Here is a 25,802-nt window from a genome sequence, read left to right as displayed (position 1 = left end):
GATTACGCCGCTCCCGTTTGGGCCTGTTCAGGCGGCAGGCTTTGCAGCACTTCCTTGGCCAGATCCATATAGGCCTGGCTGCCCGCGCAGCGGTGATCATAGATCAGGGCCGGTAGGCCATGGCTCGGTGCCTCGGACAGGCGGATGTTCCGTGGGATCGTGGTGGTGAAGACCTTGCCGCCCATATGGGTGCGCACATCTTCCTCAACCGCCTGGCTAAGATTGGTGCGGTTATCGACCATGGTCAGGACCACACCCATCACCGTCAGGTCGCGGTTCAAGCCACCCTGAACCAGGCTGATCGTACGGGTTAGGTGGCTCAACCCCTCAAGGGCGTAGAACTCAGCCTGCAGCGGCACCAACACCTGATGCGCGGCAACCAGCCCGTTCAGGGTCAGCATGCCAAGGGCCGGCGGGCAGTCGATGATGATGAAGTCAAAGGCCATCGGCACATTGCGAATGGCCTCGCGCAGGCGGAATTCCCGCCGCCGCTCATTCACCAGCTCAATCTCCGCACCGGATAGATCGATGGAGGAGGGGACAATGGCGAGGCCAGGGATTGGGGTCTTACGAATGCAATCGGCGAGTTCGGCCTCACCCAACAGCAGATCATAGACATTCAGCGCATCGGCATCGCGCTCAACCCCCAGACCGGTGGAGGCATTGCCCTGCGGGTCGGTGTCGAGCAGCAGCACGCGCTTACCAATCGCGGCCAGCGCGGTGCCTAGATTGATCGCTGTCGTGGTTTTACCCACCCCGCCCTTTTGATTGGCGATGGCGATCACGGTTGGCAGGGTCAGCTCTCCACTCACGGGCCAGTTCCAATTGGTTCGGCGCAGCTCGCGCTCCAGGCTCCGTTGATAGGACGCCCCCTGATAATTCGCAACGGTGGACGCGGTCACATCAGGCTTTGGTGCCTTTGGTGGTGGTGCCGGGCGGGGTGCCACCTGCTCTGTCAGTCTTTGGGGGGCCGCCACCTGGGGTGGTGGTGCGTTACCGTTCAGATTGATGATCATATCGTGGGCGGATGCGGACATAAGGCGACCTATTTGGCTCCGAAACGCGGAATGGTCAGACAAATCAGGTATAGCGGACGTTATCTTCTAGCGCGGCGCCGGGGCCCTTAGAAGGCCCGAGAGGGGCCCTAAAGGGGCAGAAAAGCGGTGAAATTTAAGCGGCGCTCAAGAAATTTCCTGAAGGCCCTTAATCACCAAAACCCGCGCGTCACGATCCGTTTCGCTGACATGGCTTTCCACCTCGAAATTCCAACATTTAGTAGCATCGGTCAATTCCGCATCTACATTTTGTCCCTTCAAAAAGATACAAAATCCATCTGCGGTGAGGTGGGGCTGTGCGTAACCCAGCAATTTATCCAAGGGTGCCAAGGCCCTCGCGGTCACCACATGGGCGTCGAGAGGTGGAAGATTTTCCACCCGGTCATTGTGGATCGTGACATTGGTTGCCGTCTCACGGGCGACGGTGCGTAGAAAAGCGCATTTCCGCTGGTCGGATTCGACCAGATGGACATCGAGATCGGCACGCAGCATCGCCAGCACCATCCCGGGAAACCCAGCCCCGGTACCAAAGTCGACAACCCGCAACGGCTCATTTGGCAGGAAATCGAGCACCTGCCCAGAATCCCCAAAATGCCGGGTCCAGACATCATCCAACGTCTTAGGCCCGACAAGATTGATCGAGCCCTGCCACTTCCGCAGCAGCGCGGCATAGGTTTCCAGCGATTTAGGCACTTTGAGCGTGGACAAGGCGAGCTTAAAGTTTCGGTTTGTTATGGGAGGGTAGCCTAGACGCAAGGTCTGCGCTTTTATGCCGTTTAATGATCAACGAAAGCTCTAGCAATGTCATCTGACACAGATAGATCCAGATATGATGACGCCTTCAAGCTTATTGGAGAATTTCTTTTTCATTGGAACTCAATGGAAAGCAGTATTGACCTTGTGATATCAGGTGGATTTATGCTGAACCATAGAAATAGATCAATATTATTGTCGCAGATACAGTTGAGAACAAAAATTAATATCATAAAATACTTTGTTGATATTACATCAGCAGACCAAAATAAGAAAAAAGAGCTAAAGCGCCAAATGGACAAAATTTCGAAGATGTCTACGATTAGGAATATTATAACACATTGTACATTTATAATTGAAAATGACGCGGATATTGTAAAATTTTTATATTCAACGCCTGTTCAAAAGGGTGGAAATTATGGACACCCGATCCCCTTCTCAAATTTTTCGGACTTAATCGAAAAGACTAAGAAGTTCATCTCACCAATAGCAGAGATAAGAGATCTGATCCTCGTCACATCTCATAAGGACAATAAAGTTCACCAGTTTCTGGATTTCGCACGCCAAATGCGCATTGAAGAGTTGCTTAGAGACGAGGGCGGGCCGACACCATCGCCTTTTGACGTTCTGATCTACGGAGGGGGAGATTAAGCCGCATCCCGCTTCTTCACATGGCGCAGCAACGCAACCACCGCTGCGGGCGTAACGCCGGGTAGGCGGGAGGCGGCGCCTAGGGTGGCGGGCTGGGCCTGTTTGAGGCGGTCGCGGATTTCGTTGGAGAGGGAGCCAATGGCGTCGTAGTCGAGGCTGGCTGGTAGGGCCAGCTGCTCGTCCTTTTTGAAGGCGCGGATATCGGCCTCTTGCCGCTCAATATAGCCGGCATATTGCGCATCGATGGTGATCTGCTCGGTGATCCCGGCATCCATCCCCCCCAGTTCTGGCCAGATGGCGGCGAGGCGTGGGACATCGATATCGGGATAGCGCAGCAGATCGGCAATGCTGCGGCGTTGGCCGTCATTGTTCACATGGACGCCGTGACGCTCCAGCTCTTGCGGGGTTGCCTGATGCCGTGCTGCGAAACTGCGCGCGGCCTCAAGCTTCCCTGCCTTCTCACCCCAGGCTTGGGCCCGGCGGCTGGCCACCACGCCCAGATCGATGCCGCGCTGGGTAAGGCGTTGATCGGCGTTATCGGCGCGCAGCAACAGCCGGTACTCCGCACGGCTGGTGAACATGCGGTACGGCTCTGGCGCGCCGCGGGTGATCAAATCATCGATCAACACGCCGATATAGGCCTCTGAGCGGTCGAGGGTGAAGGTCTCACCACCGCCAGCGGCTTTCAGTGCGGCATTGACCCCGGCGATAAGGCCCTGGGCGCCCGCCTCCTCATAACCCGTGGTCCCGTTGATTTGCCCGGCTAGGAATAGGCCCGGCAGCTTGCGGGTCTCTAGGGTCGCGACCAGCTCTCGCGGATCGACATAATCATATTCGATGGCATAGCCGGGCTTGAATACTTCCGCCTTCTCAAGCCCCGGGATGGTTTTTAGCCAGGCGAGCTGAACCTCCTCCGGCAGGGAGGTGGAGATGCCGTTCGGATAGACGGTGTTGCCGTCGGGATTGCCGGGCAGGCCCTCAGGCTCCAGGAAGATCTGGTGCCGCGACTTATCGGCGAAGCGGACGACCTTATCCTCAATCGATGGGCAATAGCGGGGGCCCGTGCCCTCGATCTGCCCGGAATAGATCGGCGCCCGGTCGAGATTACCGCGGATGATCTCGTGGGTCGTCTCATTGGTATAGGTGATGTGGCAGGGCACCTGCGGCGTCGTGATCTTATCCGTCAGGTAGGAGAAGGGGGGCGGTGGCTCATCCCCCGGCTGTTCATCCAGCCCGGCGTAATCAATCGTTGAGGCGTCCAGCCGCGCCGGCGTACCGGTCTTCAAGCGGCCGAGATTAAAGCCCGCCCGCTCTAACGTGGCGGATAGGCCCATGGCCGGTGCCTCACCAACCCGACCGGCGGGGATCTTCTGCTCACCAATATGGATCAGGCCGCGCAGGAAGGTGCCGGTGGTGATTACCACCGCACCGCAGGCAACGGTATCGCCGTCGCTGGTCACAACGCCGATCACCTCACCGGCGTCGTTCAGGGCCAAATCCTCAGCCCCGGCGGCGCGAATATCCAAATTTGGGGTCTGGGCCAGCAACTCTTGCACCGCCAGGCGGTAGAGGTGGCGGTCAGCCTGGGCGCGCGGGCCGCGCACCGCTGGGCCCTTAGAAGCGTTGAGCGTGCGGAACTGGATGCCGCCCTGATCGATGGCGAGGCCCATAATGCCGTCCAGCGCATCAATCTCACGGGTCAAATGCCCCTTACCCAACCCGCCGATGGCCGGGTTGCAGGACATGACGCCAATGGTCTCAAGCTTATGGGTAAGCAATAGGGTCGCCGCACCCATACGGGCGGACGCAGCCGCGGCCTCGGTGCCCGCATGGCCACCGCCGACGACAATCACATCATATGCTTTACCCGCCGCCACGCCGGTCAGCAGGGTTTCCATCCGATCAGCCACGATCTGAATAGTCCTAAATGTCTCTAGAGATTGGGAATGTAGGCGCGATGGAGGACAGCGTCAAAGCCTGTTGATGCATGAGCGCCCTGCCGCCACCGGTCTTCTAGTCGCAGATCGATGTTTCACGTGAAACACGGGCCACAGGCCGGTTTTAGTTTTGGGCGGCGCGTTTGGTCTTTATCTGCGGCTTGCCCAGGACTTTCAGCGCGGCGTTACGACCGGCGCGGAAGATGGGGTACAGCGCATCGGCGCGGCGCTGGGAGCGGAGCAAGGCGGCGGTGGCGCGGTTAAAGACACCAGAGGGCGTGGTCATCAGCGCCAGGCGGTTCACACATTCCGGGCCATAGGTGATGGCCTGATCATCACGCCCAAATTTCTCCACCCCAAAATTCTCTACTAGGGCCATTCCCTCATCGAGGTCATAGCCCTTGGCCCACAGCATCTCGACCACCGGATGGTCGCTGCGCGCATCAATCATCTCAACCGGCCCAGTCGCGTCGCGCAGGCGCACCAGCTTGATATAGGTGGCGCAAAGCGGGCAATCGCCGTCATAGACGACATAGGTTGGTGGGGAGGTTGGCTGCTCGGTCATATACTGGATATGGGGTGTGGACGCCCAGCCCTCCAGCGTCTGCGACTATTTCCCGATGCAGAAATCGCGGAAAATCACGTCGAGCAGATCTTCCACATCCACCCGGCCGGTAATGCGGCCCAGGGCGCGCAGGGCGAGGCGCGTATCCTCCGCCGCCAGTTCTGGCGCCGGGGCGGTTTTGGCGCGCTGCAAGCTATCGCGGCATTCCTGCAGCGCTTCCCTGTGCCGGGCGCGGGTCAGGGTGGGGCCGGCGCTCGCCTTACCCAAACTATCCGCCGTGCTGGCTTGCAGGGCATGCAGCAGATTGTCGAGGCCATCGCCGGTCTTCGCGCTCACCGCAATCGCCGGGCGCCCGCCAAACTCAATCGGCAGGCCGGTAGCGGGGTTGAGCGCCAAATCGGTCTTGTTCAACGCGATCAGGGTTTGGGCATCGACCATGGCGTCTAGCATCGGTGGCAGACGCGGACTTGTCTGGCTTAGCTCGGCGGCATCCACGACGATCAGTTTCAAATCCGCCTGATCCGCCCGGGCCAGGGCGCGGCGGATGCCCTCACTCTCAATCGTGTCCTCGGTTTCCCTTAACCCCGCCGTATCGATCAGGGTGACGGGATAGCCGCCTAGGTCCAAATGCACCTCAATTGCGTCACGCGTCGTGCCCGCGATGTCTGAGACGATGGCCGCGTCCCGCGCCGCGATGGCGTTTAGCAGGGATGATTTACCGGCATTGGGTGCACCCAGAATGGCGATGGAGACGCCGTCGCGCAGGCGCTCACCCCGGCGGTTATCGGCCAGATGGGCGTCGATCTCGGCAATCAGTTTATCCAGCCCTGGCTTAATCCGGACGACGATGCCGTCCGGCAAATCCTCATCCGGGAAATCGATATCGGCCTCGAGATGCGCCATGCTGCGGGTCAGGCGATCGGCCCAGCCCTGATAGAGCGACTTGAGCGCGCCGCCCAGCTGATCGAGGGCCTGCAGGCGCTGGGCCTCGGTCTCGGCATTGATCAGATCGGCGACGGCCTCGGCCTCGGTCAAATCCAGGCGGCCATTCTCAAACGCGCGGCGGGTGAACTCACCAGGCATGGCGAGGCGCAGGCCGGGCAGGGTGGCGAGGGTAGAGGCCAGGGTGTCGATAATCGCCCGCCCGCCATGGAGGTGAAGCTCAACCACATGTTCGCCGGTGAAGCTGGCTGGTGCCTCAAACCGGATAACAAGCGCCTCATCAATCGCGGTATCGGTGCCCGGGATCATCAGGCGGCGCAGGCTGGCCAGCCTTGCCGGTGGTTCCACCTGGTGTGGGGTCAGCGCCGCCAGCGCGTCCGCCGCATCTGGACCAGAGAGCCGCATCACGGCGACACCGGCGCGGCCGGGTGCCGAGGCGAGAGCGAAGATGGTATCGGTCACAAAGGCCTACTCAGATGACGGGCTGGGCGAAACAAGGCTATAGACCGGCAGCTTAAACAGACCGGGCGCATAGGCAATCTCGATCGCCATGCCGCGCTTAAACTGCCGACAGGCCGTGGCCCGTCGATCCATGGTGAGGGTCGCGCCATTGCTGACCGCCAACTCAATCCGGCAGTAGGTGTGGCGGGTATCGCTGCCAGCCTTGACTTGCTTGGCGCTCTCAACCTTTGCCGCCAAGGTCTCACCCGGTGGTCCGGCAAAGGCATTCAGCGCCACAACGCCACCGGCGAGCCCATATCCCAGCAGCAGCGCCAGCATCAGAATGCCGAGCCCGGCCAGGCTTTGCGCCTGCGCGCCGTGGTCCAGCTGGATCTGCCGCCGTGGATCGGTGGTGGCTTTTGCCTCCCGCCGAATGCGCTTGCCCTCGGTCAGAAACATGACGCCGATCCGGCCAAGATAGATGGCGAAGGGCGCGGCGATAGCCATGGCGAGGCCGATCAGCAGGGCAAAGTGCTGGGTCTCAAGATAGGCGTTTAGTGGTCGCTGTAGGCGATAAAGGGTCAGCGCCAGGCATAGGCCGATGGCGATCAGGACCAGGCTGTAGATCAGCCAGCGGCCAAGAGGGTGGCCAAGTGGGTGACCAGTATCGCGCTTCTGTTTCTTTGACATCGCTAGAACTGGGGCATGGCTATACCGGACAATGTTTCACGTGAAACATCTGGGGCGGGGGGCCACCGCCACTTAGTTGCGTGACCGATCTAGCATCAGCGGGCCTGGGCCGCTAGGGTCGGGCCAACACCCCACCTTACTCTGTCACCCTAAGCCACCGATAAGAATATGACCGAACCCGGCAACCGCCTGTCTGGCGAAACCAGCCCCTATCTGCGCCAGCACGCCGATAACCCTGTCGATTGGTGGGCCTGGGGGCCTGAGGCCTTCGCCGCCGCACGGGAGCAGAACAAGCCGATCCTGCTCTCTGTCGGCTATGCCGCCTGCCATTGGTGCCATGTGATGGCCCATGAGAGCTTTGAGAGCGAAGAGACGGCGGCGCTGATGAATGAGCGGTTCATCAACATCAAGGTGGACCGGGAAGAGCGGCCGGATGTGGATCATATCTATCAGGCCTCCCTCGGCGCCATGGGCCAGCAGGGCGGTTGGCCGCTGACTATGTTCCTGACCCCAACAAGGGAGCCGTTCTGGGGTGGCACCTATTTCCCGCCTGAGAGCAAGTATGGCCGGGCTGGTTTCTCCGACGTTCTAATCCAGGTCAGCGACATCTATCATGGCTCCCCGGAGAAGGTTGAGAACAACACCGAGGCGCTAACTGAGGCCCTAACCCAACAGACCTTCTCCCAGCCCGGCGAGGCGGGGATTGAGCCGGTGGTCATGGACCGGATGGCCGAGCGGGTGGTCCGCGATGTGGATCCTGAGCATGGCGGTATTGGTGGGGCACCGAAGTTTCCCCATTTCGGCGTGCTGGAACTGATCTGGCGCCATTGGCAACGGACCAAGGATCACGGCTCCTATGATGCCGTGGCGAAGACCCTGGAGGCCATGTGCCAGGGTGGGATTTATGACCATCTGGGTGGCGGCTTTGCCCGCTATGCCACTGATGAGGCCTGGCTCGTCCCGCATTTTGAGAAGATGCTCTACGACAATGCCCAAGCCATTGAGCTGCTGACGGAGGTGTTCCTCGGCAGTGCCAATAAGCTGTTCCGCGCCCGGTTGTTTGAGACCGTGGATTGGGCCCTGCGCGACATGATGGTTGAGCATGATGGCAAGGCTGCCTTCGCCGCCACCCTCGATGCCGATAGTGAGGGTGAAGAAGGCAAGTTCTATGTCTGGTCAGAAGATGAGATCGATGCGCTGCTGGCTGATAAGGCGCCTGGGTTTAAGGCGGCCTATGACGTTACCGGCCTTGGTAATTGGGAGGGGTCCAATATTCTGAACCGCCGTGGCGGCACCCCACCGGCTGATGAGGTGGCCGAGAAGAAGCTCGCCGATGCCCGCGACACCCTATTCCGGGCCCGGGCCGATCGGGTGCCACCGGGGCGGGATGATAAGGTTCTGGCCGATTGGAACGGCATGATGATCGCCGCCCTCGCCCGTGCTGCCTTTGTGTTTGAGCAGGATGATTGGATGGCGGCGGCGCGCGGTGCCTATGACTTTGTCACCGCCAATCTCGGTGCCGACACTGCCCTCGCCCATAGCTGGCACGCCGCTATTGAGGGCGTGGATGGTGGTGAGCCGCAGCTGCGTGGCCTCGGCACCCTTGATGACTATGCCCAGATGGCCCGGGCGGCCTTGACCCTCCATCAGTATCAGGGCGATGTCGTGCTGCTGCAGCAGGCCCAGCGTTGGGTTGATCACCTGAACAATCACTTCTGGAACAGTGATCACGGCGGCTACTTCATGGCCTCCGACCTCGCGACCGATCTCATAGTTCGGCCACGCCATGCGGTGGACCAGGCAACCCCCTCCGGCAATGGCGTCATGGTCGAGGTACTGGCCAGCCTGTTCTACCTTACCGGCGATCAGGCCTATCTGGAGCGGATGGAGGCGCTGGTCCAGTCCTTCTCTGGTGAGATTGAGCGGAACTTCTTCCCATTAGGAACATTAATCAATAGTATTGACTATATGCAGCGCTGCCGCCAGGTGGTGGTGGTCGGTCGGGCCGATGAGGCGATGACAGAAGGGCTGATCGACGGCATGCGTCGCCGCTCCCGCTACGACCTATTGCTGTCCGTGGTGGATGAGGGCGACGGCCTGCCTGGTGGCCACCCGGCCAAGGGTAAGTCGCGGGTTGAGGATCAGCCCACCGCCTATCTCTGCATGGGCATGGCCTGCCAGCCGCCAGTGACCGAGCCTGCCGATCTGGCCGCCCTGCTCGACCAGCCTGGCGGCCATGCCGGTGCCAATGACAATTCCGGCTGATTGGGATCAACGCTGATCATGGGCATCGCCGCACCATATGCCGGTTTTATGGACACGCCGGTTGGGCCGATTACGGTTTTTGCCAATGATCTGGCGGTGACCGAATTGGGCTGGGGTACCGAGCGTACCGCTGATCGGCCCAATGCGATTGTTGAGCAGGCGCTGGCTGCTCTCACCCGCTACTTCGATGGTGACGGCGGTGCCCTGGGCGATCTGCCAACCGCACCTGATGTGACAGAGTTTCGGGCCCGCATCCTGTCGGCCATGCGGCGCATTCCACCGGGTACTACCAAAACCTATGGCGAGTTGGGTAAAGCCGCGCGGGTCAGTCCCGGCGCGGTTCGTGCGGTCGGCAGTGCCTGCGCCACCAACCCCATTCCAATCATCATTCCCTGTCACCGTGTGGTTGCAGCAGGCGGCAAGATGGGCGGTTTCTCTGGCCTTGGCGGGCTCAATGCCAAACAGTGGTTACTGCGGCATGAGGAGTGGAATGGCAATGGCGATCAGGATCAACGGTCCTTGCTGTAAAGCGCAAGAACCGGGTCGCGGAAACGGGTGACAGCCTGCACCCTGCTGCCTAAGGTGCCGCCAACGATAACCGCGCTCAGGCAAGCTGGGCGGCTTGGCCAAAGAATTGGGAGGCCCCACGAGATGACCATGATCACCATCAACACCGCCGATGGCAGCTTTGGGGCCTATATGGCCCAGCCAGAGGGCAATGATGCCAGCAGCCCGGCGCCTGGACTCCTTGTCATCCAGGAGATTTTTGGCGTTAACAAGGTGATGCGCGATATCTGCGATGAGTATGCGGCCAAGGGCTATGTCGCCGTATGCCCCGACATCTTCTGGCGGCAGGAACCTGGCATCCAACTAACCGACAAAACCGAAGAGCATTGGAAGCGTGCCTTTGAGCTCTATCAGGGTTTTGACGAGGCTGCCGGTGTTGAAGATCTGAAGGCGACGCTCGCCCATATGCGTGGGCTCGACGTCACCAATGGCAAGGTTGGTTCCATGGGCTTCTGCCTCGGCGGTAAGCTTGCCTATCTGATGGCCACCCGGTCGGATGCTGACTGCAATGTCTCCTATTACGGTGTCGGGATCGACAATGCACTTGATGAAGCAGCTAGCATCTCAAACCCACTACTGATGCATATCGCGGAGAAGGATGGCTTTGTCCCGCCAGAAGCGCAGGCGAAGATCATGACCACCGTTGGCCCAGTCACCCAGGTTGAGGCCCATACCTATATGGGCCAGGACCACGCCTTCGCCCGGGTTGGTGGGGAGCATTATGACAAGGCATCGGCAGATGTTGCCAATGACCGTACCGCTGAGTTCCTGAAAGGTAACCTTGCATGACCCACGCAATCCGCATTCATGAATGGGGCGGGCCTGAGAAGATGGTTTGGGAGCCGGTCGACGTGCCGGCCCCGAGCTTTCGCGAGGTGACGCTGAAGCAGAGCTATGTCGGCCTGAACTTCATCGATGTCTATCACCGCACGGGCCTCTACCCGGTGCCAAGCCTACCCGCCGTGATCGGCATGGAGGGCTGCGGCGTTGTTGAGGCGGTGGGTGAGGGTGTCACCGAACTCGCTATCGGTGACCGGGTTGCCTATGCGTCCCCGCCGGTTGGGTCCTATGCCGAGGTTCGGAACATGCCCGCCGATCGGGTCGTGAAACTGCCCGACACGATTGATGATAAGACCGCCGCCGGCATGATGCTGCAGGGTATGACGGTTGAGTATCTGTTGAGGCGCACCTACCCGGTGAAGGCCGGTCAGACCATCCTGGTTCACGCCGCCGCCGGTGGTGTCGGCCTGTTGATGTGCCAATGGGCCAAGCATCTGGGTGCCACCGTTATCGGCACAGTTGGCAGCGTAGAGAAGGCCGAGTTGGCCAAAGCCGCCGGTTGTGATCACACCATCCTTTATCGCAAGCAGAACTTCGCCGAAGAGGTGAATGAGATCACCGACGGCAAGGGTGTGCCGGTAATCTATGACGGTATCGGTGCTGATACGGTTGAGCAGGGCTTCCAGTGCCTAAAGCCGCGCGGGATGATGGTTACCTTTGGCAACGCGTCCGGCCCCGTGCCAGAGATCCCCGTTGCTTGGCTCGCCGCCGGATCGCATTTCGTCACCCGGCCCTCGCTCATGGCCTATACCGCCAGCCGAGATGACCTGTTGCTCAGCGCCAATGCGCTTTTCAAGGTGGTACAGTCTGGTGCCGTGAAGATTGATATCCGCCAGACCTATCCGCTGTCTGAAGCGGGGCAGGCGCATTACGACCTAGAGTCCCGCCAAACCACGGGCACCACTGTTTTTGAGGTCTGATCTCGCGCGCGCTTAGATAAGGGGTAACGCCATGCCAATCCTCAACCCAACTGAGATTTATGGTGAGGTGGTCACCATCCTGGTGAATAGCGACCGGGAGGCTGATCTAACCTCATCTGAGCAACAGGCGGTTGAGGTGACCTATGCCGGTTTTGCCGGTGAGGATCATGGCGGTCTAACCCGCCCGTCTTGTAGCCGGGTTAAGGCACAGTATGAGCGGGGTACCGAGATCCGGAACACCCGCCAGGTCACAATCATCTCAACCGAGGAGCTAGCCGAGATTGGCGAGGCCATGGGGATTGGTGAGCCGGTGAAACCGGAATGGATTGGCGCCAATCTGGTGCTGACCGGTATTCCGCTGCTGACCCAACTGCCACCATCATCCCGCTTAATCTTTGAGGGTCCGGCGGGTGAGGAAGTCTCACTGGTTGTCGATATGGAGAACGGGCCTTGCCGGTTCCCGGGTGAGGTCATTGACCAAACCCATCCCGGCCTCGGCAAGCTATTCCCAAAAGCTGCATTGGGCCGCCGCGGGGTCACCGCTTGGGTTGAGCATCCGGGCCAATTGGCCGTTGGTGCCAAATGCCGCCTGCATATCCCGCCCCAACGGCTCTACACCCCCGCCATGACCGACATAAAGGCCGCTGAATAGGCCTATTTTCTGGTTTTCGCGCCGGAATGACGCTTTTTTCCGTGAAACCGGCCCTATCGCGCGTCATATAACTAAACCAATGGGTTAATGAGGGTTTAAAGGAGCCTGATAATGGAAGGTGCAATTGTCGCGTTGGCGTTGGTTATCGCCGTCGTCATTCTCGCGTTTCTCGGCGTCAAAACGGTGCCCGAGGGTTTTAACTTCGTTGTTGAGCGTCTGGGCAAGTATCACCAGACCCTGCGCCCCGGCCTTTCCTTCATCATTCCCTTTGTCGATACAGTCCGTGCCCGCGTCTCCATGATGGAGACGGTTTTGGACGTGCCCGCGCAAGAGGTGATCACCAAAGATAACGCCCGGATTACCGCCGATGGCGTGGTATTCTTCCAAATCTTCAACGCGCCGAAATCTACCTATGAGGTTGCGAACCTTCAGCGCGCCCTGCTGAACCTATCCATGACCAATATTCGTACGGTGATGGGCTCCATGGACCTTGATGCCCTACTCTCCCAGCGGGATGAGATCAACGCCATGCTGCTCAAAGCGGTTGATGAGGCCACCGCCCCTTGGGGTGTGAAGGTGGTACGTATTGAGGTGCTGGATATTGAGCCGCCAGCCGATCTTGTTGCCTCCATGGCGCGGCAGTTGAAATCTGAGCGCGATCGCCGTGCGGTCATTTTGGAAGCGGAAGGTGATCGCCAATCCACCGTCCTGCGTGCCCAGGGTGAGCTTGAAGCCGCAAAACTGCAGGCAGAGGCGCGTGAGCGCTTGGCGCTCGCTGAGGCGAAGGCAACTCAGGTGGTCTCTGAGGCGGTGGCTAAGGGTGACATCCAGGCCCTGAACTACTTTGTCGCCCAGAAGTATACTGAGGCGCTGCAAGCTATGGCGACCTCACCGAACCAGAAGACCCTGATCCTGCCGATTGAGGCAACCGCACCGATTGGCGCGCTGGCTGGTATTGCCGAACTGGTTTCCGGCAGCTTCAAAGACGGTGGCCCGTCGGGTGGCGGCGGTGGCGGTACGCCAAAGCCTAAGCCGAAGCGGCCAAGTGGTTCCGCCGGCTCCCCAACGGGTGGCAAGACAACCCTCGAAACCATCGCGGAGCAGACCTACCAGCAAGGTCGGTCAGGCAGCAGCAGCATGGGTGAAGCGTCAGGACCCTGGGCGCGATTCTAAGCGCGCGACGGTCTTAAGCCACAATGCTTGCAGGCATAACCACCGCCATGGCCGAGGCATTGGCCATCCAGTTTGACGGAGGAACATTGATGACCATCCCTTACATCTATTGGCTCGCCGCCGGGTTATTGATTGCGGCCGCTGAGATGCTGGTGCCCGGCTTCATTCTGATGTGGTTTGGTGTGGCGGCCCTGACGGTTGGCGTCATCACGGCGTTTTCTCCGGAGATTGGTTGGGCGGTTCAGCTAACCCTGTTCGCCCTGATTACCACTGCATTCCTTGTCGGGTGGTGGATCTATCAAAAGGGTCGGCCACCGAAGGAAACGGAAAGCCAGTTTAACCATCGGGCGGCCGGCATGGTCGGCCAGACCATAGTTCTGACTGATGCCATTCAGCATGGCCGTGGTCGAAGCTTCTCCGGCGATACGTCATGGGAACTGCGCGGCCAGGATGCGCCTAAGGGGGCAAAGGTCCGGGTGGTTAGCGTTACCGATGACAGCGTGCTGCATGTTGAGTTTCTGGCGGGTCCAGAGCCCGCCCAGCATACGGTTGGCCCCGACTACACCCCAGATAGCCTGCGGCCCAGCACCAATAGCGAGAAGCAGGTGAAGGACAGCACGGCCTAGGCTTCATCGTTCAAAGCGCGGGGAGCTTTTTAAGTGGCCTTTTATGCAACCTGGCTCATCCTAACGATCTGCCTGCTGCCGTTCGATCTGTTCGAGCCCTGGTCCGCCACCTTACCCGAGCCGGGCGTTATGACGGCACCTGCCCATCCGGTGCAGGTCGATTTTAATCAACCAGAGCAGATTGATGAGATTGGTGGCCATCAGATCTATGCGCTGGCGACCTACGATATTGATGCCCGTATTCTGTCTCGACGCCGGTATTGGTTTGATTGGGCGCCGGGTTGGCTTGGCACGAGCGCGTCACCGATTGATCTGACCGTTGGTTGGGGTCAAATGTCGGATACGGCGATGACCCAGCACATGTCGGTGCAGAATGCCTTCCGCATTGCGATGGCCCGCAGTGCTGTTGATATCTTCAACCCGGATATCACGAGCCAATATGCCAACATGCACATGATACCGGGTAGCCGGGAGGTGCGTGGCGCACTCCTGGATCTTCGCCCCAATCAAACCGTGCGGATGAGTGGCTTCCTAGTTGAGCTGCGCGATGATGGCGAGCTATTGCTGCGCAGCTCAATGAGCCGCCATGACGGCGATAATCTGCGCGATTGCGAGATTATGTACGTCACCGAAATCGAAGTACTGCCCAGCTAGGGCCTTACATCTTCAACAGTGAGCTTGGGCGCTGGCCAGGCCGATTGGCCTCAAGCGGGTCGGGGGCCGCGGCACGGTCTAGAACCACTTGCTGCATCATGCCGTGGGGATACACCTTAACGGCATTCCCAGCGGTAAAGTCTTGGGCATCAGCGTCGATCTGGCCAATCAAAGCATCCAAACGGTCGACGGAGCCTCGTGCCCGAACGGTGGACCAATCGCGAGCACCTTCCAGCATGTGCTTATCAGCCAGCAGGATGCGGCCACCCTTAACGGGATCCCCATTTTGGTCGGTATCGCCAAGGTCGATAACAGCGTAGGTGAAGCGCCCTTGCTCATCCCATTCGCGGCCGTGATAGGTGGCCTGCGGGTGGAAACCAAGGACAGAGGCCAGCTTCTGCCCCGCACCAAGTGAGTTACTTTCCGGATGGTCGCTGCTCAACCACTCGCGGCGGCGAACCCATGCTGGTTCACTCCAATGCGGCTCATCACCAGTGGTTGGTGCAAATCCCAATGGTCCTTCACCAAACATGTCTAAACCCCCCATTTGGCAAATCAGAGCTTTAGGGAAGCACGGGGTTTAGAAAGCCGGAAAATGTATCGGATATCTGATCCACGCGCAGGGCCGCTCTAGCCGCGCCGCCTGGCCAATTGTGCCGTTGCCCAGAAACAGCGTTCGGTCAGCGCGCGTTCGGGCTGGCCGGTCTGCTTGCACAGGCCCTCGGTTTCCAGCGCGCGCTCAATCGCCTGGTTCAGCTTGCGCACATTCCAGGATCGCAGCTGCCCTTCATAGGCACCTTTAAGCTTGAAGAAGATTGGTGGTCGGGCGCTGTCGACTACAGCCTTGGCAGGCTTGCCATTCCCAACTTCAATCGCCATTGGGTAGAGCTTGCCCAGATGCCGTTGCAGGGCGCGGAGGATCGCCACCGGTGAAGTGTCCTGAGCCCATAACCGATGTAACGCGCGGTCCGCACCGGCGATATCACCGCCCATCGCCGCCATCACTGCATCATCAAGGGACAGGTCAGCCTCATCCCCCACCGTCTCCGCGATGTGGTTTGGGGTCAGGGTCTCATCATCACCCATATAGATGAGTAGCTTGTCCAATTCCCGGCTCATCAGGGCGCGGTCACCGACTAGCCGGGCTGCTAAGACGTCAATCAAATCGCGACTGGACTGTTTGCCTGCCTCACGAAGACGCTGACCAATCACGGCCGCTAGTTGCCGCTCATCCTCGACATAACAGGCGAGGGCGGCGCCGGTCTTGGCACCTTCGAACAGTTTGCGCAGGCCAGAGCGTGGGGTCAGATCGCCGGCGGTCATCACGACCCGGTTTTCGGTCTGGGTTGGGTCGACTTGGTTGATCAGCTCGGTCGCGGCTTTAAGGGTTTTGTCATCCGCATCACGAAGGCGAATAACCCGTCGACCACCCATCAGGGTCATGGCATTGGCCTCATCCGCCAGGCGGCTTGGGTCCTTGGCCACATCATCGACGGTGAGATCTAAAACCGCGAAGGGGTCATCGGCCGCCGCATCGCCAAGCCAGGCCCGCGTCAGGGCAATCAGCCGTTCATGGGCCAAGCCAGGATCGGGGCCATAGACAAGCACGGCGGCGGCGCTGGCATCCGGTGCCTTCGCAAACCTGTCGGCATCTTGTGGTTTGACCTTCATGACCGCTGCGCTGGGTTAGTCAGCGGTGTCGCTGGCCTCTGCCGTCTCATCCGGCTTTGGGCCTTGGGTGGCGAAATAGGCGCCGAGGCGGACCACCAGCTCATCACTGATCTGGTCGATGGCTTGCTCACGGGCGGTTCGTTCAGACACGACGGTGGCAAACGGGCTGTCCAATACGTTGAAGGTAGTGATGGATTGGCTGACCGTGCTCCATAACCGCTGGCCGTTGCTGCGGCTCATCAGATTGGCCGTCGCCGTGCCGGTTAGCTGGCTACGGGTCATGCTGTCATCCCGGTCGATATCGATGGCTACCTGACGGAAGCTTAGCTGGACCACCAACTCATACTTCGCGGACTGGGGAATGCCATCGACATAGATCTGGTCGATTAGGGCATTGCGCAGCATCTGCCCCTCGCGGTCGGCGATCGGTGCCACGCGGACATCGGCAAACTGCTCTTGCACGGTTGGGCCACCACCGTCACGGCCAGCGGTGCCGTAGACCGGCTGGAAACCACAGCTGGCAAGCAGGATCAGGGCGGGGATGAGGAGGATTACACGCTTCATATCGCCAGTCTTAATCACCGGCGTCGGGTGCGGCAAGCGGCGTTGCGTGTGAGGGCCGCTTTTCTGGCCATTACTGGCCGCCAAGCGACGGCAGACCGCGTTACTGGGTGGGGGTTAGTTCGGTCAGGAAGTTCAGTACGGTCGGCCCAACCTCATCTTGGTCAGCACCAAGCCTGGTCATAATCGCGCTGTGGTTATAGCCATCTGGTGCCTGATAAAGCGTGGTCTGATAGCCCGCCGCATTCAGTGCATTGGCGAGGTTAGCGGAAGCATCCGCCGCTGCGGCCCGATCCACATGGGCGATTAGAAAGGGCGGTACATCGCCGCCACTCGCGATCTGATGAACCGGGGACGCTGCCTTCAGATCGGCCTCCTCGGTCCCAAAGGCGCGGTCATAGATAAACTTGGTCACCCGGTTGGTTGCGCCGTCTGCCAACAGGTCATAGGCGGCGCCATCCAGCAAGACAGCGCCCTTGACCATACCCTGATCGCCGCCAGCAGCCTCTAGGTACTGGCCATCAATGGCGGTGAGGGCGGCCAGATGGGCGCCAGCGGAATGACCCATGATGTAAATCTGATCAGGGTCACCGCCAAAGCTGGCAGCATTCTGATGAAGCCAGGTAATGGCACTGGCCACATCGGCTGCCTGCTCCCGGAATGTAACGTCGGGCACTAGGCGATAGTTGATGCTGGTATAGACCCAACCCTGCTCTGTGAAGAATGGCACCGGGTTCGCGGTGACAACGCCGCTGGCCTTATCACCAACGGCCCAGGCACCACCATGGATCATCATCAGGATGGGTGCGGCGCCATTGCTTGTGCCGGGCTGATAGATATCCAGGGCCTGCCTGGGGTTATCCGTTCCGCTGTAGGGCACATCGGCTGATGATGGGTCGACAGTGGCGGTTGGCGGTGGACCGCTGGGTCTTCCCTGGAACAAGCCACGGGTTTGTCCATCCGTTTGACCGCCGGATTGCCCGCCTTGCTTCTGTCGTTGGCTGAAGAATGAGATGGCGCGTTCAAGCTCAGGCTGGGTCAGCAGGCCATCGCCATCCTGATCCATCCGATCAAAGCCGCGCTGTAGGCGGGTTGGTGCCTCTTCTTTTGAGATGGCGCCATCGCCATTGGCATCCCGCCGCATCAGGAAGCCAAGCAGTTGCTCCGGGTCCATGTCTTGCGGGTTTGGGCGACCATTGGCGCCTGGCAGGGGCTCACCATTCGGGCCGATGGCGGCCGGTTGGTCCGGCTCACCGCCAAAGAATTGGGCGCTGGCCGTACTGGTCAGGTTGGGTGCCGCCATCAGGGCCATCAACATGATGGCGAGGCCAGTGGTTTTGAGTTGTCGTCGGGTCATCTTGCCTCCCCGGCATTGTTACGCAATCGGGGTTGGCACGTATGGAACCACAAAAACCCTGCGCCCAGAAACCCTGCGTTTCTTCGGGGCGGAAATCAGTCCCACATGCCAGCGACGCGGTAAATCCCCTCCGGCACATACCGGATATAGAGCTCAACCCCCTCCTGCGCTTGATACAAACCATCCCCGGTGGGGGTGCCAAATAGCAGGCCAACCGAGCGATCGAACGGACCCAGGTTTAGGCCTTCCGTGCCCCGGCTCTCATAACGCTCGCCGGTGACCGGATCGACCATGGGGGTGATGACGAAGGCAAGGGGTCGGTACGGAAACTCCGGCGCCTTATCCATCTGGGCCAGCACTTCTTCGATCGTATAGCCACGCTGGTCGATAAAGATGGTGTCACTGGCCAGATTGCGCAGCTGTTGGCGGTCCCCATCGATCAGGGCCTGGATCCAGGCCAGCGCGGTGTCGAGCGCCTGCCGATCCTGGCCCGGTGGCGCATGGGCCAGCATCTCTTCCAGGGAAAGGGCCTCAACCGGCATCTGATAATCCCGTTGCGGCAGCAGATTGTCCGGATTGCCCTGCGCCATCGCTGGGGCAAACGGCGTTAGTGCCAAGATCGCGAGCGTGGCGATGGCAGATAGGCTGAGAGATAGTTTGAACATGGCGGCCCCCTTCGACTGATTGTACCGAGTTATGGGACGCGGTGGGCTGTTGAGTTCTTGGCCGATGCGGCCAGAATTACTCAATCAAAGATATCGATGATCTCTTCCAGCATGGATTTCCGCCGTTTGTAGCGGGGCTTGCTGTAGCCGTCTTTGCGATAGCCACGGCGATCATCGTGATACCGGTCTTTATGGTGATGCCGATGATGGTCGCGGCCGCCTTGGTGCCCGTAATGCCCCTGATAGCCATAATGGGGTGGCGGCGGTGGTGCCTGATGCTGCTGGTGGTCGTCTAAGCGCTCACGATGGTTGCGGGGCTGGGCCACGCCACCGACGCTTTCTGTGCGGGCGATGATCTTGTCCAACTCACCCCGGTCGAGCCAAATGCCCCGGCATTTCGGGCAGTAATCGATTTCGACCCCGTTGCGGGTGGTCATGATCAGTTCTTCGCCATCAACAGGGCATCTCATCGGTCTAAGTGGCTCCTAAGCACAATCGGAAACAACGCTATACGCGCCTAGATGGGGTGGTGGGTCGATGGCGGCAAGTAGCCCAATGCCGATCTTGGATGGCCAGATCGCCGCGCTGGTGTGCTGCAAGTGTCTATTGCCCCGTCGGCACCGCGATGCATTGGCGATCCTGGCAGATGGCGCGGTGAGGTACGGGTGACTGTGGTGGTAGGGCGCAGTCCACAACGGGGGCGAGGCAAGACTTATACTGCCCATGTTCGCGCTGATAGGTTTGGGCCACTGCCTCTGGCCAGTCGCAGATGCTCTGCGTCATCACGCAATCGCTGTCGACATCGCATTGGGTCCAGGCCCGTGTCGGCCGCTTTGCCGTTGGGCCCAGATAGGCCTCGCACCGACCACCATCGGCACTCAGCGTGTTTGTCTGATTAGATTGGGCCAACGGTGCCGACATTGGCAGCGACAACACCAACCCTAAGGTTAGCGCGGTGACAGCCACTGTGTAGCAGCGGTTGAGCGTTGGCGTGGTCATGGCAGCGGGATTCTCCGTATCAAACCAACGCCAATGATACATGGGTTAGTGCCTTACGGTGATACGTAGTTTGACGCAGCCTGATCAGTCTTCAATTGGAAGAGCCTGGCATCGCTTATTCTCGCAAACCGCGCGGTGCGGTCCTGGTGGAATTGGTGCATAGGCGCAGGAGATGTAAGGCACTGAGCAGGCGGCATGTTTCTGCTGGGCTTCCAGATACGGCTTGGCGACCGTCTCTGGCCAATCGCACATGCTTTTGCTCAAGACACAGTCACTGTCGACCTCACATTGGGTCCAGGCCCGTGTCGGCCGCTCATTCAGTGGTCCGGGTCGATAACCAACGCACTGATAGCCATCAACAGCCTGGGCCGCGGCGGCAAACGGTGCCGCGATAAACGTAAGCGCATAGATGACCGTGAGGGTTGAAGTGGTGAGCCGGTGCATAGGGGGTTGATTAGGGCGCGGCGGCGCGCGCCTTCTCCATTCTCGCCACTTCTTCGACATGGCCGAAATCGAGGCGGTTGCCGGCGGCGGTGCCGTAATTCTCCACCATGTCTTTGAGGGCCGCTTGGCTATCTGGGCGGCGGAAGATTTCGTCCGAGGCGATACGCCCTTCCGCCGGACCGCCCAGTGCGAACTCAACCCCGGCGATCTGCACTTTCTGCGGCCGGAACACCCGGTCCCGGATGCGGGCCAGGTCGCCAGCATCGGTGCTGGTCATCTCCTGCGCGGCAAAGGCGCGGTTGGCCTTTGACCCCTCACGCTGAATATCGCGGACTAGCCAATTGCCCTGGTCATCCTGGCCGAACTTCATGGTGATCTGGTCTTGCGCCTCTGCGCGGTCATGATTGTACCAGCTGTCATAGGCGGAATAATGATCACCACCGGCCCTGACGCCGATGGTGGCGGTACCGTGGAAGGTGCTGAGATGGCCCACCTGGTCCGCACGCTCGCCCTCAAGTTTGCGCTCGGTTTTCAGGGTCTCTAGCTGATCTCGCGCCTTCTGCTCATCGCCATTATAGACCGAGTGCATATCAAACTCGGTGTCCCAGCCATGCTCGAAATTCACGTAATAGGCGCCGGCGTTGTACCCATCGATGCCCGCCTTCTCCCAAAAGGGTTGGTCCTTCTTTGCGTCGCCAACCCACTCATAGACGTGCCGCTGGGTGATGGCATCTTCAGGTGGCATGCGGTTGGGGTCGAAATCGACCCGGCCAGGATGGTTCTCAATTCGGTCGGCAAGCTCATCCCGGCCCTCTTCACGGAGGGCGGCAAGCACGCGGTCTACCTTCGGGCCGAGGGCGGGTTCATTGGAGCGGAGATACCGCCCCTCAATCTTCTCGTCTGGGATTTCGAATTGATAGATGTAGCCAGGTTTTCCGGGGCCGGTCCGACCCTGCAGATACTCCCAACTATCACCGCCATAGTCAGCCGCGTAGAAGCCAAAGCCGTACTCGGTTCGCTTCACCCGGCTATAATCCGGCTGGTCAAACATATTGACCGACCCGTGATACAGCGTGGCCATCCCTCAAGTACCCCAACTTGCCCACATAACCAGTATCAAAAGGCTAACACTGATTGGGGCAATGGCCAAATGGCTGCTTTCTAAGGCTATTGCGGGGTGCGTGGGGGCGGGTAGGCCTTACCTGGAATGGCGCGGCGGAACGCCATCTCTGCCATCTTGACCGTCATCTCTTCGGTCAGAGTGGCGAGTGGCTGGCCCTCTTGGATCGCGAGGGTGCGTTCCAGGGCCTTGTAGATGTCGGAATAGCCACGTGGGCGCTGGCTCTTATCGCCATCGGCATAGACGAGGCCAAAGCCGTTCTCATGCCGTTCGATCAGGTGGGTCATCGGCCCGATATCGGCGGCACCGCTATCCGGGTCGATGCTGCGGATCCGGCTTTTATCGATATAGGGTGCCTCACTAATCTTCCCGTCGCCACGGTCGAAGGTTAGCACCATGCCGCCATCAAACACGCGGGCCATCAACAGATCACCCTTACGGCCATCGGCCCCGGCCTCGGCCGTCTGCTTCAACTGGCTGACGAACTTACGGGCCCGCCAGGCACGAAGGCCATTACCAACCTCCGGTCGGGCAGCAAGGTCGACATAGGTCAGGTCTTCTTCCGGTGGCATGGCCGGGTGAGTTGGGGCAGCTGGATCAGTCATGGTCTTATCGGGCGGTTAGAATAGGGAAGCGGCGATGTTGGGCTTGGGCCCCTACATCATCGGGCGGCGCATCCAGGTTGGGGTCGGGTCCCCATCCATTGGCACCTCAGTGCCGTAAGCTTTGCCGGGGATTGCGCGGTGGAACTGCATATCGGCTATATTCGCGGTCAGGCTCTCGGTCAGCTCCGCCAGCGGTTGGCCCTCTTGCTGAACCAGGGTCCGCTCTAACGCCTTAAACACATCCGGATAGCCGCGCGGCAGCTTGGTCTTATCACCCTCGGCATAGACCAGGGCCGTACCATCCTCTTGTTCTTCAATCAGGTGCAGCAGCGGGCCCGCATCGACCGTGCGATCGGGGTTGATGCCCCGTACCCGGTCCTGGTCGATATACATATTCTCACCAATGGTCCCATCCTCGCGGGCATAGGCCACATTCATCCCACCATCATAAAGCTGGGCAACTTTCAGCCTGGCATCGGCGCCGACAAAGTCGTGCATCATCCGCTTCAGCCCAGCGGTGAAGCGCTTGGCGCGCCAGACCTTGATGGCAAAGGGGTCGGCAGGACCTTTATCGGTGAGGTCCATAAAGGACCCATCGGTGGGGAAACCGCGCTCATCACGCGCGTCTGTACCGGCAGGGGCGGCATCGCCACGGGCGGTGGCTGCAGCCGGGGCTGCAAGGGGCGTATCACTGGCCAAGGGGAGAGCTCCTTCTTACGTGGGAGGCAGGCCATTTTTGGTGTCATACCGTTGCTACGCCCGGCCCAAGAAAGACCGAAACATTTCTGTCATATTTTTCTAATCAGGTTCTGTCGGTGCCATTCCGCCCTCGGAAACCGCCCGTCCGGCATGGGCGTAGAGGGTGATAATCATCGCCATAAAACTGGTGTAGAGCAGGTAGTAGGCGGCAATCGCCATGGCGATCCCGGTCTTGCCGCCAAGGTTGAGCGCATCGCCGCCATACAAGAGCAACTCTTGCAGGCCCAGCGTGGCAAATATAAGGGCGATTGAGGCAATCCCGGCGAAGGCGCCAATGGTGATGGTAAAGCCAAAGCCCCTAACCGCGTCGATAGCCCCACGCCCCAGCGCCCGGAATGACGAACCCTGAAGCAAATGCCAATAGAGCGCGGTGATCGGGAACAGTGCCATGATGTTCAGCAGCCAGATCAGGGGATAGCCGACGGCCCGCACCAGATCATCATGCTGCGCCAAGGCGTAGTTGAACGAGGTTGGCTCTGACCGCATCGTATCCAGGATATAAGCCCAGTCATAAAGATTGGCGACCAGCGCCTCATACTCTTCAATGATCAGGAAGGTGGGGTAGAGCGCCAGGCACAGCACGATGACCCAAACCGTTGAGGCATAGAGCGTGCGCGGTATGTGGCGTAGGGAGGGGAACAACCGGCCGAGCGCGGTCTTTGGCGCCCCCCGACCGGCATAGAAAGGACGGTTGAATTGGTGCCAGAGCAGCCAGCCAAAACCGATCATGGCAATCACCAAGGCATCGATCGGAAACATCATCGAGCCACCATCACCGGAGAACACAATCGGCATCATCGGCAGGAGCGGGATAACCGATAGATAGGTGATCATCGGCAAATGCCGGAAGGTGGCGACAAAGCTGTTCTGGATCACACCCAGGGCCGCCCGTGCCGTCAACGGCTTTGATTTCTGGGCTGCCGCTACCGTGGCCATGCCCTATCCCTCCCCCGATGGTCTGTTCATATGCTCTGTTTCGGTGATCTATTCTTAAGACGCACGGCATCTCTGAAATCTTTGCTGACAGGCTTTATGGCTGGAATTTTACCGGCCTTGGACGTCAAACCGGTTAAGGGGTGATAATCACCTCATCATGGTTGTGGAGGGGTGACGATGGAGCCGCTTATGGAGCCGCTAACGGGCCAGACCGCCGGTTTTCTTCAAACGCATCAGTATCTGGTCATGATCCTGCCGCTCTTGGTGGCGGCTGGTTACCTCTACTGGATGTTTTGGCAATCGCCCTGGGTCCGGTTGGCGCGCAAATATCCGGCACGCCGCCTGCCAAAGCTGTTGGAGCATCAGAACTGCACCGTCGCGGCGATCAATATCAACCGGGTGCAATACACGGCCAAAAGGGTCGAGGGGCATGACGGCATTCAGAACTATGTCATCCCGCATGAGAGTGGGCTGTACCTTACCACCAAGGCGGTGGTGTTCGATAAGCAGCCAATCCGCCTGCCCTGGCACACGGTGCGCCGCGTCACGCCCGCGCCGGAGGCGGAGGGCCTCACCGCCCTCACCAAGTTTCATGAGATTGAGCTGGAGGTTGAGGGCGCGCCGTATCTGATCAAGCTGCAGAAACACGGCACCGATGGCGCCATGGTGAACCGCATCGTCGCCTATGCCCGCTAGCGGGGCGGGTGATTGGATGGGTTGCTGGGCAGGCTCCTGGGCCGCCTACTGTGCCGCCTCAGGAATGGTGATGTTGGCATCGTCCTTGGACACCGCCTGGCATTGCCCGGCCTGACACGCGGCGCGGTAGTTATTGGGGTCCCGATAGATCATCGGGCAGGCAATCCGCGGCCCGACACATTGGTTCAGCTGATCCTGATCCGCCACATGGCCAGTATTCAGCCCCATGGGAAACCCACAAATATTCCGCCCCAACACACAATCACTGTCCTGCACGCAAGTAGTCCAAGCAGCAGGCGTCTCCAAGCTATCGCCGAACCGGGAGCATTGGCTTTGAACCGATAGCTTCTGAGCTGAAGCAAGAGCAATCATTGGCATGCACAGCAACAAGCATAAGCTGAGACAAGCCAATGGGGCCGACAATTTAAATTCTCGCCATTTTTGTGGCTCCAGAAGCAAGGCGGCCTTGGTCTGATTTTTTTTCGCCCCTCTCAACATATTCATCAACTATTTTATCTGTATTATTAATTTTTTCGGTATCAATTATAAGTCTCAATATAGTTCCCGGGATAAAGCAGTCTTTTTGTTTTGTGCTCTTTCCCAGAATTCCAATAGATCCGCTGCCACTACAAATTAACAAGCTGCCAAAGTCTCGCGCGACCTCACTGATCACATATAGGCCGAATCCAGTATTTCCCCACATTTTGTCTTTACTCTGACCAGCTTTTGGATTGCCAGAAACTCCAACACCTAGTGCTGTAGATATAGCATGTGTATCATTTTTTAGATTGTTCTCTGGGTTCTTTTTTAGAGAATTGAAGATTCCTATTCCTTCATCACCTATCGATAATTCAACTCGCTTTTTTGTTGGCCAATATTGTCCACAGTAATAATATTTATCTGATTCGCTGTGCTCAAGAGCATTCCTTATAATCTCTCTTATAGAATAAGAAATAAACTCATTAAGATCATTTTGTCCGCGACTTAGTACAGAAGACATGTGATTTGCGTGTTGATCGACAAGTAGTCCAGGATGTATTTTAAGTGATCGAGCTGTTTCAATTATCTGTCTTTTATCTCCGCATTTTACTGGTATAAAATTTGAATTCCCAGATACGTTATCTGTTTCTCTTCCATAATCCAGGCCAAAGCTTTGAAAAAATCCCATGTTTGCGATATATTCATGGGCCTGATAGTTTTTGTACTTTAGATCTATTTGAGGATTTTTTTCTTTATACTTCGAATAATCGAAGATACT

The 25,802-nt window shown here is 59.0% G+C and carries 30 protein-coding genes; 10 read left to right on the top strand and 20 right to left on the bottom strand.

Annotated features, from left to right (window positions below):
• Nucleotides 1–2: 2 nt before the first annotated feature.
• A complete protein-coding gene (locus KI792_13720; protein MBV6634080.1) occupies nt 3–794 on the bottom strand; it encodes a ParA family protein in 792 nt (263 codons plus the stop codon).
• Nucleotides 795–1,181: 387 nt separating this feature from the next.
• Nucleotides 1,182–1,790, bottom strand: coding sequence for a 16S rRNA (guanine(527)-N(7))-methyltransferase RsmG (rsmG, locus tag KI792_13715; GenBank protein MBV6634079.1), 609 nt, complete (start codon nt 1,788–1,790; stop codon nt 1,182–1,184).
• 66 nt (nt 1,791–1,856) lie between these two features.
• Between rsmG and KI792_13710 the strand changes: the two genes are divergently transcribed.
• Complete coding sequence (locus KI792_13710; GenBank protein MBV6634078.1) at nt 1,857–2,459, top strand: hypothetical protein; 603 nt, start codon at nt 1,857–1,859, stop codon at nt 2,457–2,459.
• On the opposite strand, the gene mnmG is transcribed toward KI792_13710, so the two are convergent.
• From mnmG to KI792_13690, 4 genes are all read right to left on the bottom strand, one after another.
• A complete protein-coding gene (gene mnmG / locus KI792_13705) occupies nt 2,456–4,357 on the bottom strand; it encodes a tRNA uridine-5-carboxymethylaminomethyl(34) synthesis enzyme MnmG (protein MBV6634077.1) in 1,902 nt (633 codons plus the stop codon). The genes KI792_13710 and mnmG overlap by 4 nt on opposite strands.
• Nucleotides 4,358–4,520: 163 nt before the next feature.
• Nucleotides 4,521–4,961 carry a DUF393 domain-containing protein gene (locus tag KI792_13700; GenBank protein MBV6634076.1) on the bottom strand — a complete coding sequence of 147 codons (441 nt, stop codon included), beginning with the start codon at nt 4,959–4,961 and terminating at the stop codon, nt 4,521–4,523.
• A 45-nt stretch (nt 4,962–5,006) separates the two neighbouring features.
• Nucleotides 5,007–6,365, bottom strand: coding sequence for a tRNA uridine-5-carboxymethylaminomethyl(34) synthesis GTPase MnmE (mnmE, locus tag KI792_13695; protein ID MBV6634075.1), 1,359 nt, complete (start codon nt 6,363–6,365; stop codon nt 5,007–5,009).
• A gap of 6 nt (nt 6,366–6,371) precedes the next feature.
• Complete coding sequence (locus tag KI792_13690) at nt 6,372–7,034, bottom strand: hypothetical protein (GenBank protein MBV6634074.1); 663 nt, start codon at nt 7,032–7,034, stop codon at nt 6,372–6,374.
• 168 nt (nt 7,035–7,202) lie between these two features.
• Here KI792_13690 and KI792_13685 point away from each other — a divergent pair, with 168 nt between their 5' ends.
• From KI792_13685 to KI792_13650, 8 genes are all read left to right on the top strand, one after another.
• Entirely contained in the window at nt 7,203–9,299 is a 2,097-nt protein-coding gene (locus tag KI792_13685; GenBank protein ID MBV6634073.1) for a thioredoxin domain-containing protein, read from the top strand.
• Between the two features lie 18 nt (nt 9,300–9,317).
• The gene (locus KI792_13680) at nt 9,318–9,827 is read left to right on the top strand and encodes a methylated-DNA--[protein]-cysteine S-methyltransferase (protein MBV6634072.1); all 510 of its coding nucleotides are present in this window, start codon (nt 9,318–9,320) and stop codon (nt 9,825–9,827) included.
• Nucleotides 9,828–9,950: 123 nt separating this feature from the next.
• Nucleotides 9,951–10,655, top strand: coding sequence for a dienelactone hydrolase family protein (locus KI792_13675; GenBank protein ID MBV6634071.1), 705 nt, complete (start codon nt 9,951–9,953; stop codon nt 10,653–10,655).
• Nucleotides 10,652–11,626 (top strand): quinone oxidoreductase, encoded by a 975-nt coding sequence (locus tag KI792_13670; GenBank protein MBV6634070.1) that lies wholly within the window; start codon nt 10,652–10,654, stop codon nt 11,624–11,626. The genes KI792_13675 and KI792_13670 overlap by 4 nt, the downstream gene beginning before the upstream one ends.
• Before the next feature lie 31 nt (nt 11,627–11,657).
• A complete protein-coding gene (locus tag KI792_13665) occupies nt 11,658–12,278 on the top strand; it encodes an MOSC domain-containing protein (protein ID MBV6634069.1) in 621 nt (206 codons plus the stop codon).
• A 111-nt stretch (nt 12,279–12,389) separates the two neighbouring features.
• Nucleotides 12,390–13,451 carry an SPFH/Band 7/PHB domain protein gene (locus KI792_13660; GenBank protein ID MBV6634068.1) on the top strand — a complete coding sequence of 354 codons (1,062 nt, stop codon included), beginning with the start codon at nt 12,390–12,392 and terminating at the stop codon, nt 13,449–13,451.
• A 47-nt stretch (nt 13,452–13,498) separates the two neighbouring features.
• Nucleotides 13,499–14,077, top strand: a complete 579-nt coding sequence (locus tag KI792_13655; GenBank protein ID MBV6634067.1) for an NfeD family protein — start codon at nt 13,499–13,501, stop codon at nt 14,075–14,077.
• 33 nt (nt 14,078–14,110) lie between these two features.
• A complete protein-coding gene (locus KI792_13650; GenBank protein MBV6634066.1) occupies nt 14,111–14,731 on the top strand; it encodes a hypothetical protein in 621 nt (206 codons plus the stop codon).
• 4 nt (nt 14,732–14,735) lie between these two features.
• Here the strand turns inward: KI792_13650 and KI792_13645 are convergent, their stop codons facing one another.
• The 12 genes from KI792_13645 to KI792_13590 form a co-directional block, all read right to left on the bottom strand.
• A complete protein-coding gene (locus KI792_13645; GenBank protein ID MBV6634065.1) occupies nt 14,736–15,263 on the bottom strand; it encodes a hypothetical protein in 528 nt (175 codons plus the stop codon).
• A gap of 98 nt (nt 15,264–15,361) precedes the next feature.
• The gene (locus KI792_13640; protein MBV6634064.1) at nt 15,362–16,402 is read right to left on the bottom strand and encodes a DNA polymerase III subunit delta; all 1,041 of its coding nucleotides are present in this window, start codon (nt 16,400–16,402) and stop codon (nt 15,362–15,364) included.
• A gap of 15 nt (nt 16,403–16,417) precedes the next feature.
• Nucleotides 16,418–16,966, bottom strand: coding sequence for a hypothetical protein (locus KI792_13635; GenBank protein ID MBV6634063.1), 549 nt, complete (start codon nt 16,964–16,966; stop codon nt 16,418–16,420).
• A gap of 100 nt (nt 16,967–17,066) precedes the next feature.
• Entirely contained in the window at nt 17,067–18,320 is a 1,254-nt protein-coding gene (locus tag KI792_13630; GenBank protein MBV6634062.1) for an alpha/beta hydrolase fold domain-containing protein, read from the bottom strand.
• A 95-nt stretch (nt 18,321–18,415) separates the two neighbouring features.
• The gene (locus tag KI792_13625; GenBank protein ID MBV6634061.1) at nt 18,416–18,985 is read right to left on the bottom strand and encodes a hypothetical protein; all 570 of its coding nucleotides are present in this window, start codon (nt 18,983–18,985) and stop codon (nt 18,416–18,418) included.
• 80 nt (nt 18,986–19,065) lie between these two features.
• The gene (locus tag KI792_13620) at nt 19,066–19,455 is read right to left on the bottom strand and encodes a zf-TFIIB domain-containing protein (protein MBV6634060.1); all 390 of its coding nucleotides are present in this window, start codon (nt 19,453–19,455) and stop codon (nt 19,066–19,068) included.
• Nucleotides 19,456–19,588: 133 nt separating this feature from the next.
• Complete coding sequence (locus KI792_13615; protein MBV6634059.1) at nt 19,589–19,984, bottom strand: hypothetical protein; 396 nt, start codon at nt 19,982–19,984, stop codon at nt 19,589–19,591.
• A gap of 84 nt (nt 19,985–20,068) precedes the next feature.
• A complete protein-coding gene (locus tag KI792_13610; GenBank protein ID MBV6634058.1) occupies nt 20,069–20,428 on the bottom strand; it encodes a hypothetical protein in 360 nt (119 codons plus the stop codon).
• 10 nt (nt 20,429–20,438) lie between these two features.
• Complete coding sequence (locus KI792_13605; protein ID MBV6634057.1) at nt 20,439–21,509, bottom strand: hypothetical protein; 1,071 nt, start codon at nt 21,507–21,509, stop codon at nt 20,439–20,441.
• An 86-nt stretch (nt 21,510–21,595) separates the two neighbouring features.
• Nucleotides 21,596–22,153 carry a hypothetical protein gene (locus KI792_13600; protein ID MBV6634056.1) on the bottom strand — a complete coding sequence of 186 codons (558 nt, stop codon included), beginning with the start codon at nt 22,151–22,153 and terminating at the stop codon, nt 21,596–21,598.
• A gap of 51 nt (nt 22,154–22,204) precedes the next feature.
• On the bottom strand, nt 22,205–22,852 hold the full coding sequence (locus KI792_13595) for a hypothetical protein (GenBank protein MBV6634055.1): 648 nt from the start codon (nt 22,850–22,852) through the stop codon (nt 22,205–22,207).
• 99 nt (nt 22,853–22,951) lie between these two features.
• On the bottom strand, nt 22,952–23,848 hold the full coding sequence (locus KI792_13590) for a hypothetical protein (GenBank protein MBV6634054.1): 897 nt from the start codon (nt 23,846–23,848) through the stop codon (nt 22,952–22,954).
• Between the two features lie 189 nt (nt 23,849–24,037).
• On the opposite strand from KI792_13590, the gene KI792_13585 reads away from it, so the two are divergent.
• Nucleotides 24,038–24,544 (top strand): hypothetical protein, encoded by a 507-nt coding sequence (locus KI792_13585; protein MBV6634053.1) that lies wholly within the window; start codon nt 24,038–24,040, stop codon nt 24,542–24,544.
• Between the two features lie 45 nt (nt 24,545–24,589).
• Here KI792_13585 and KI792_13580 read toward each other — a convergent pair whose 3' ends face one another.
• Both KI792_13580 and KI792_13575 read right to left on the bottom strand, forming a co-directional pair.
• On the bottom strand, nt 24,590–24,772 hold the full coding sequence (locus tag KI792_13580) for a hypothetical protein (GenBank protein ID MBV6634052.1): 183 nt from the start codon (nt 24,770–24,772) through the stop codon (nt 24,590–24,592).
• A 196-nt stretch (nt 24,773–24,968) separates the two neighbouring features.
• Nucleotides 24,969–25,712 (bottom strand): sensor histidine kinase, encoded by a 744-nt coding sequence (locus KI792_13575; GenBank protein ID MBV6634051.1) that lies wholly within the window; start codon nt 25,710–25,712, stop codon nt 24,969–24,971.
• Nucleotides 25,713–25,802: the final 90 nt, after the last annotated feature.

The organism is Alphaproteobacteria bacterium SS10 (assembly GCA_019192455.1).
Taxonomy (GTDB): domain Bacteria; phylum Pseudomonadota; class Alphaproteobacteria; order TMED2; family TMED2; genus TMED2.
The sequence above is the reverse complement of the archived record's forward strand: the minus strand, read 5'-3'. Positions and strand labels throughout refer to the sequence as shown.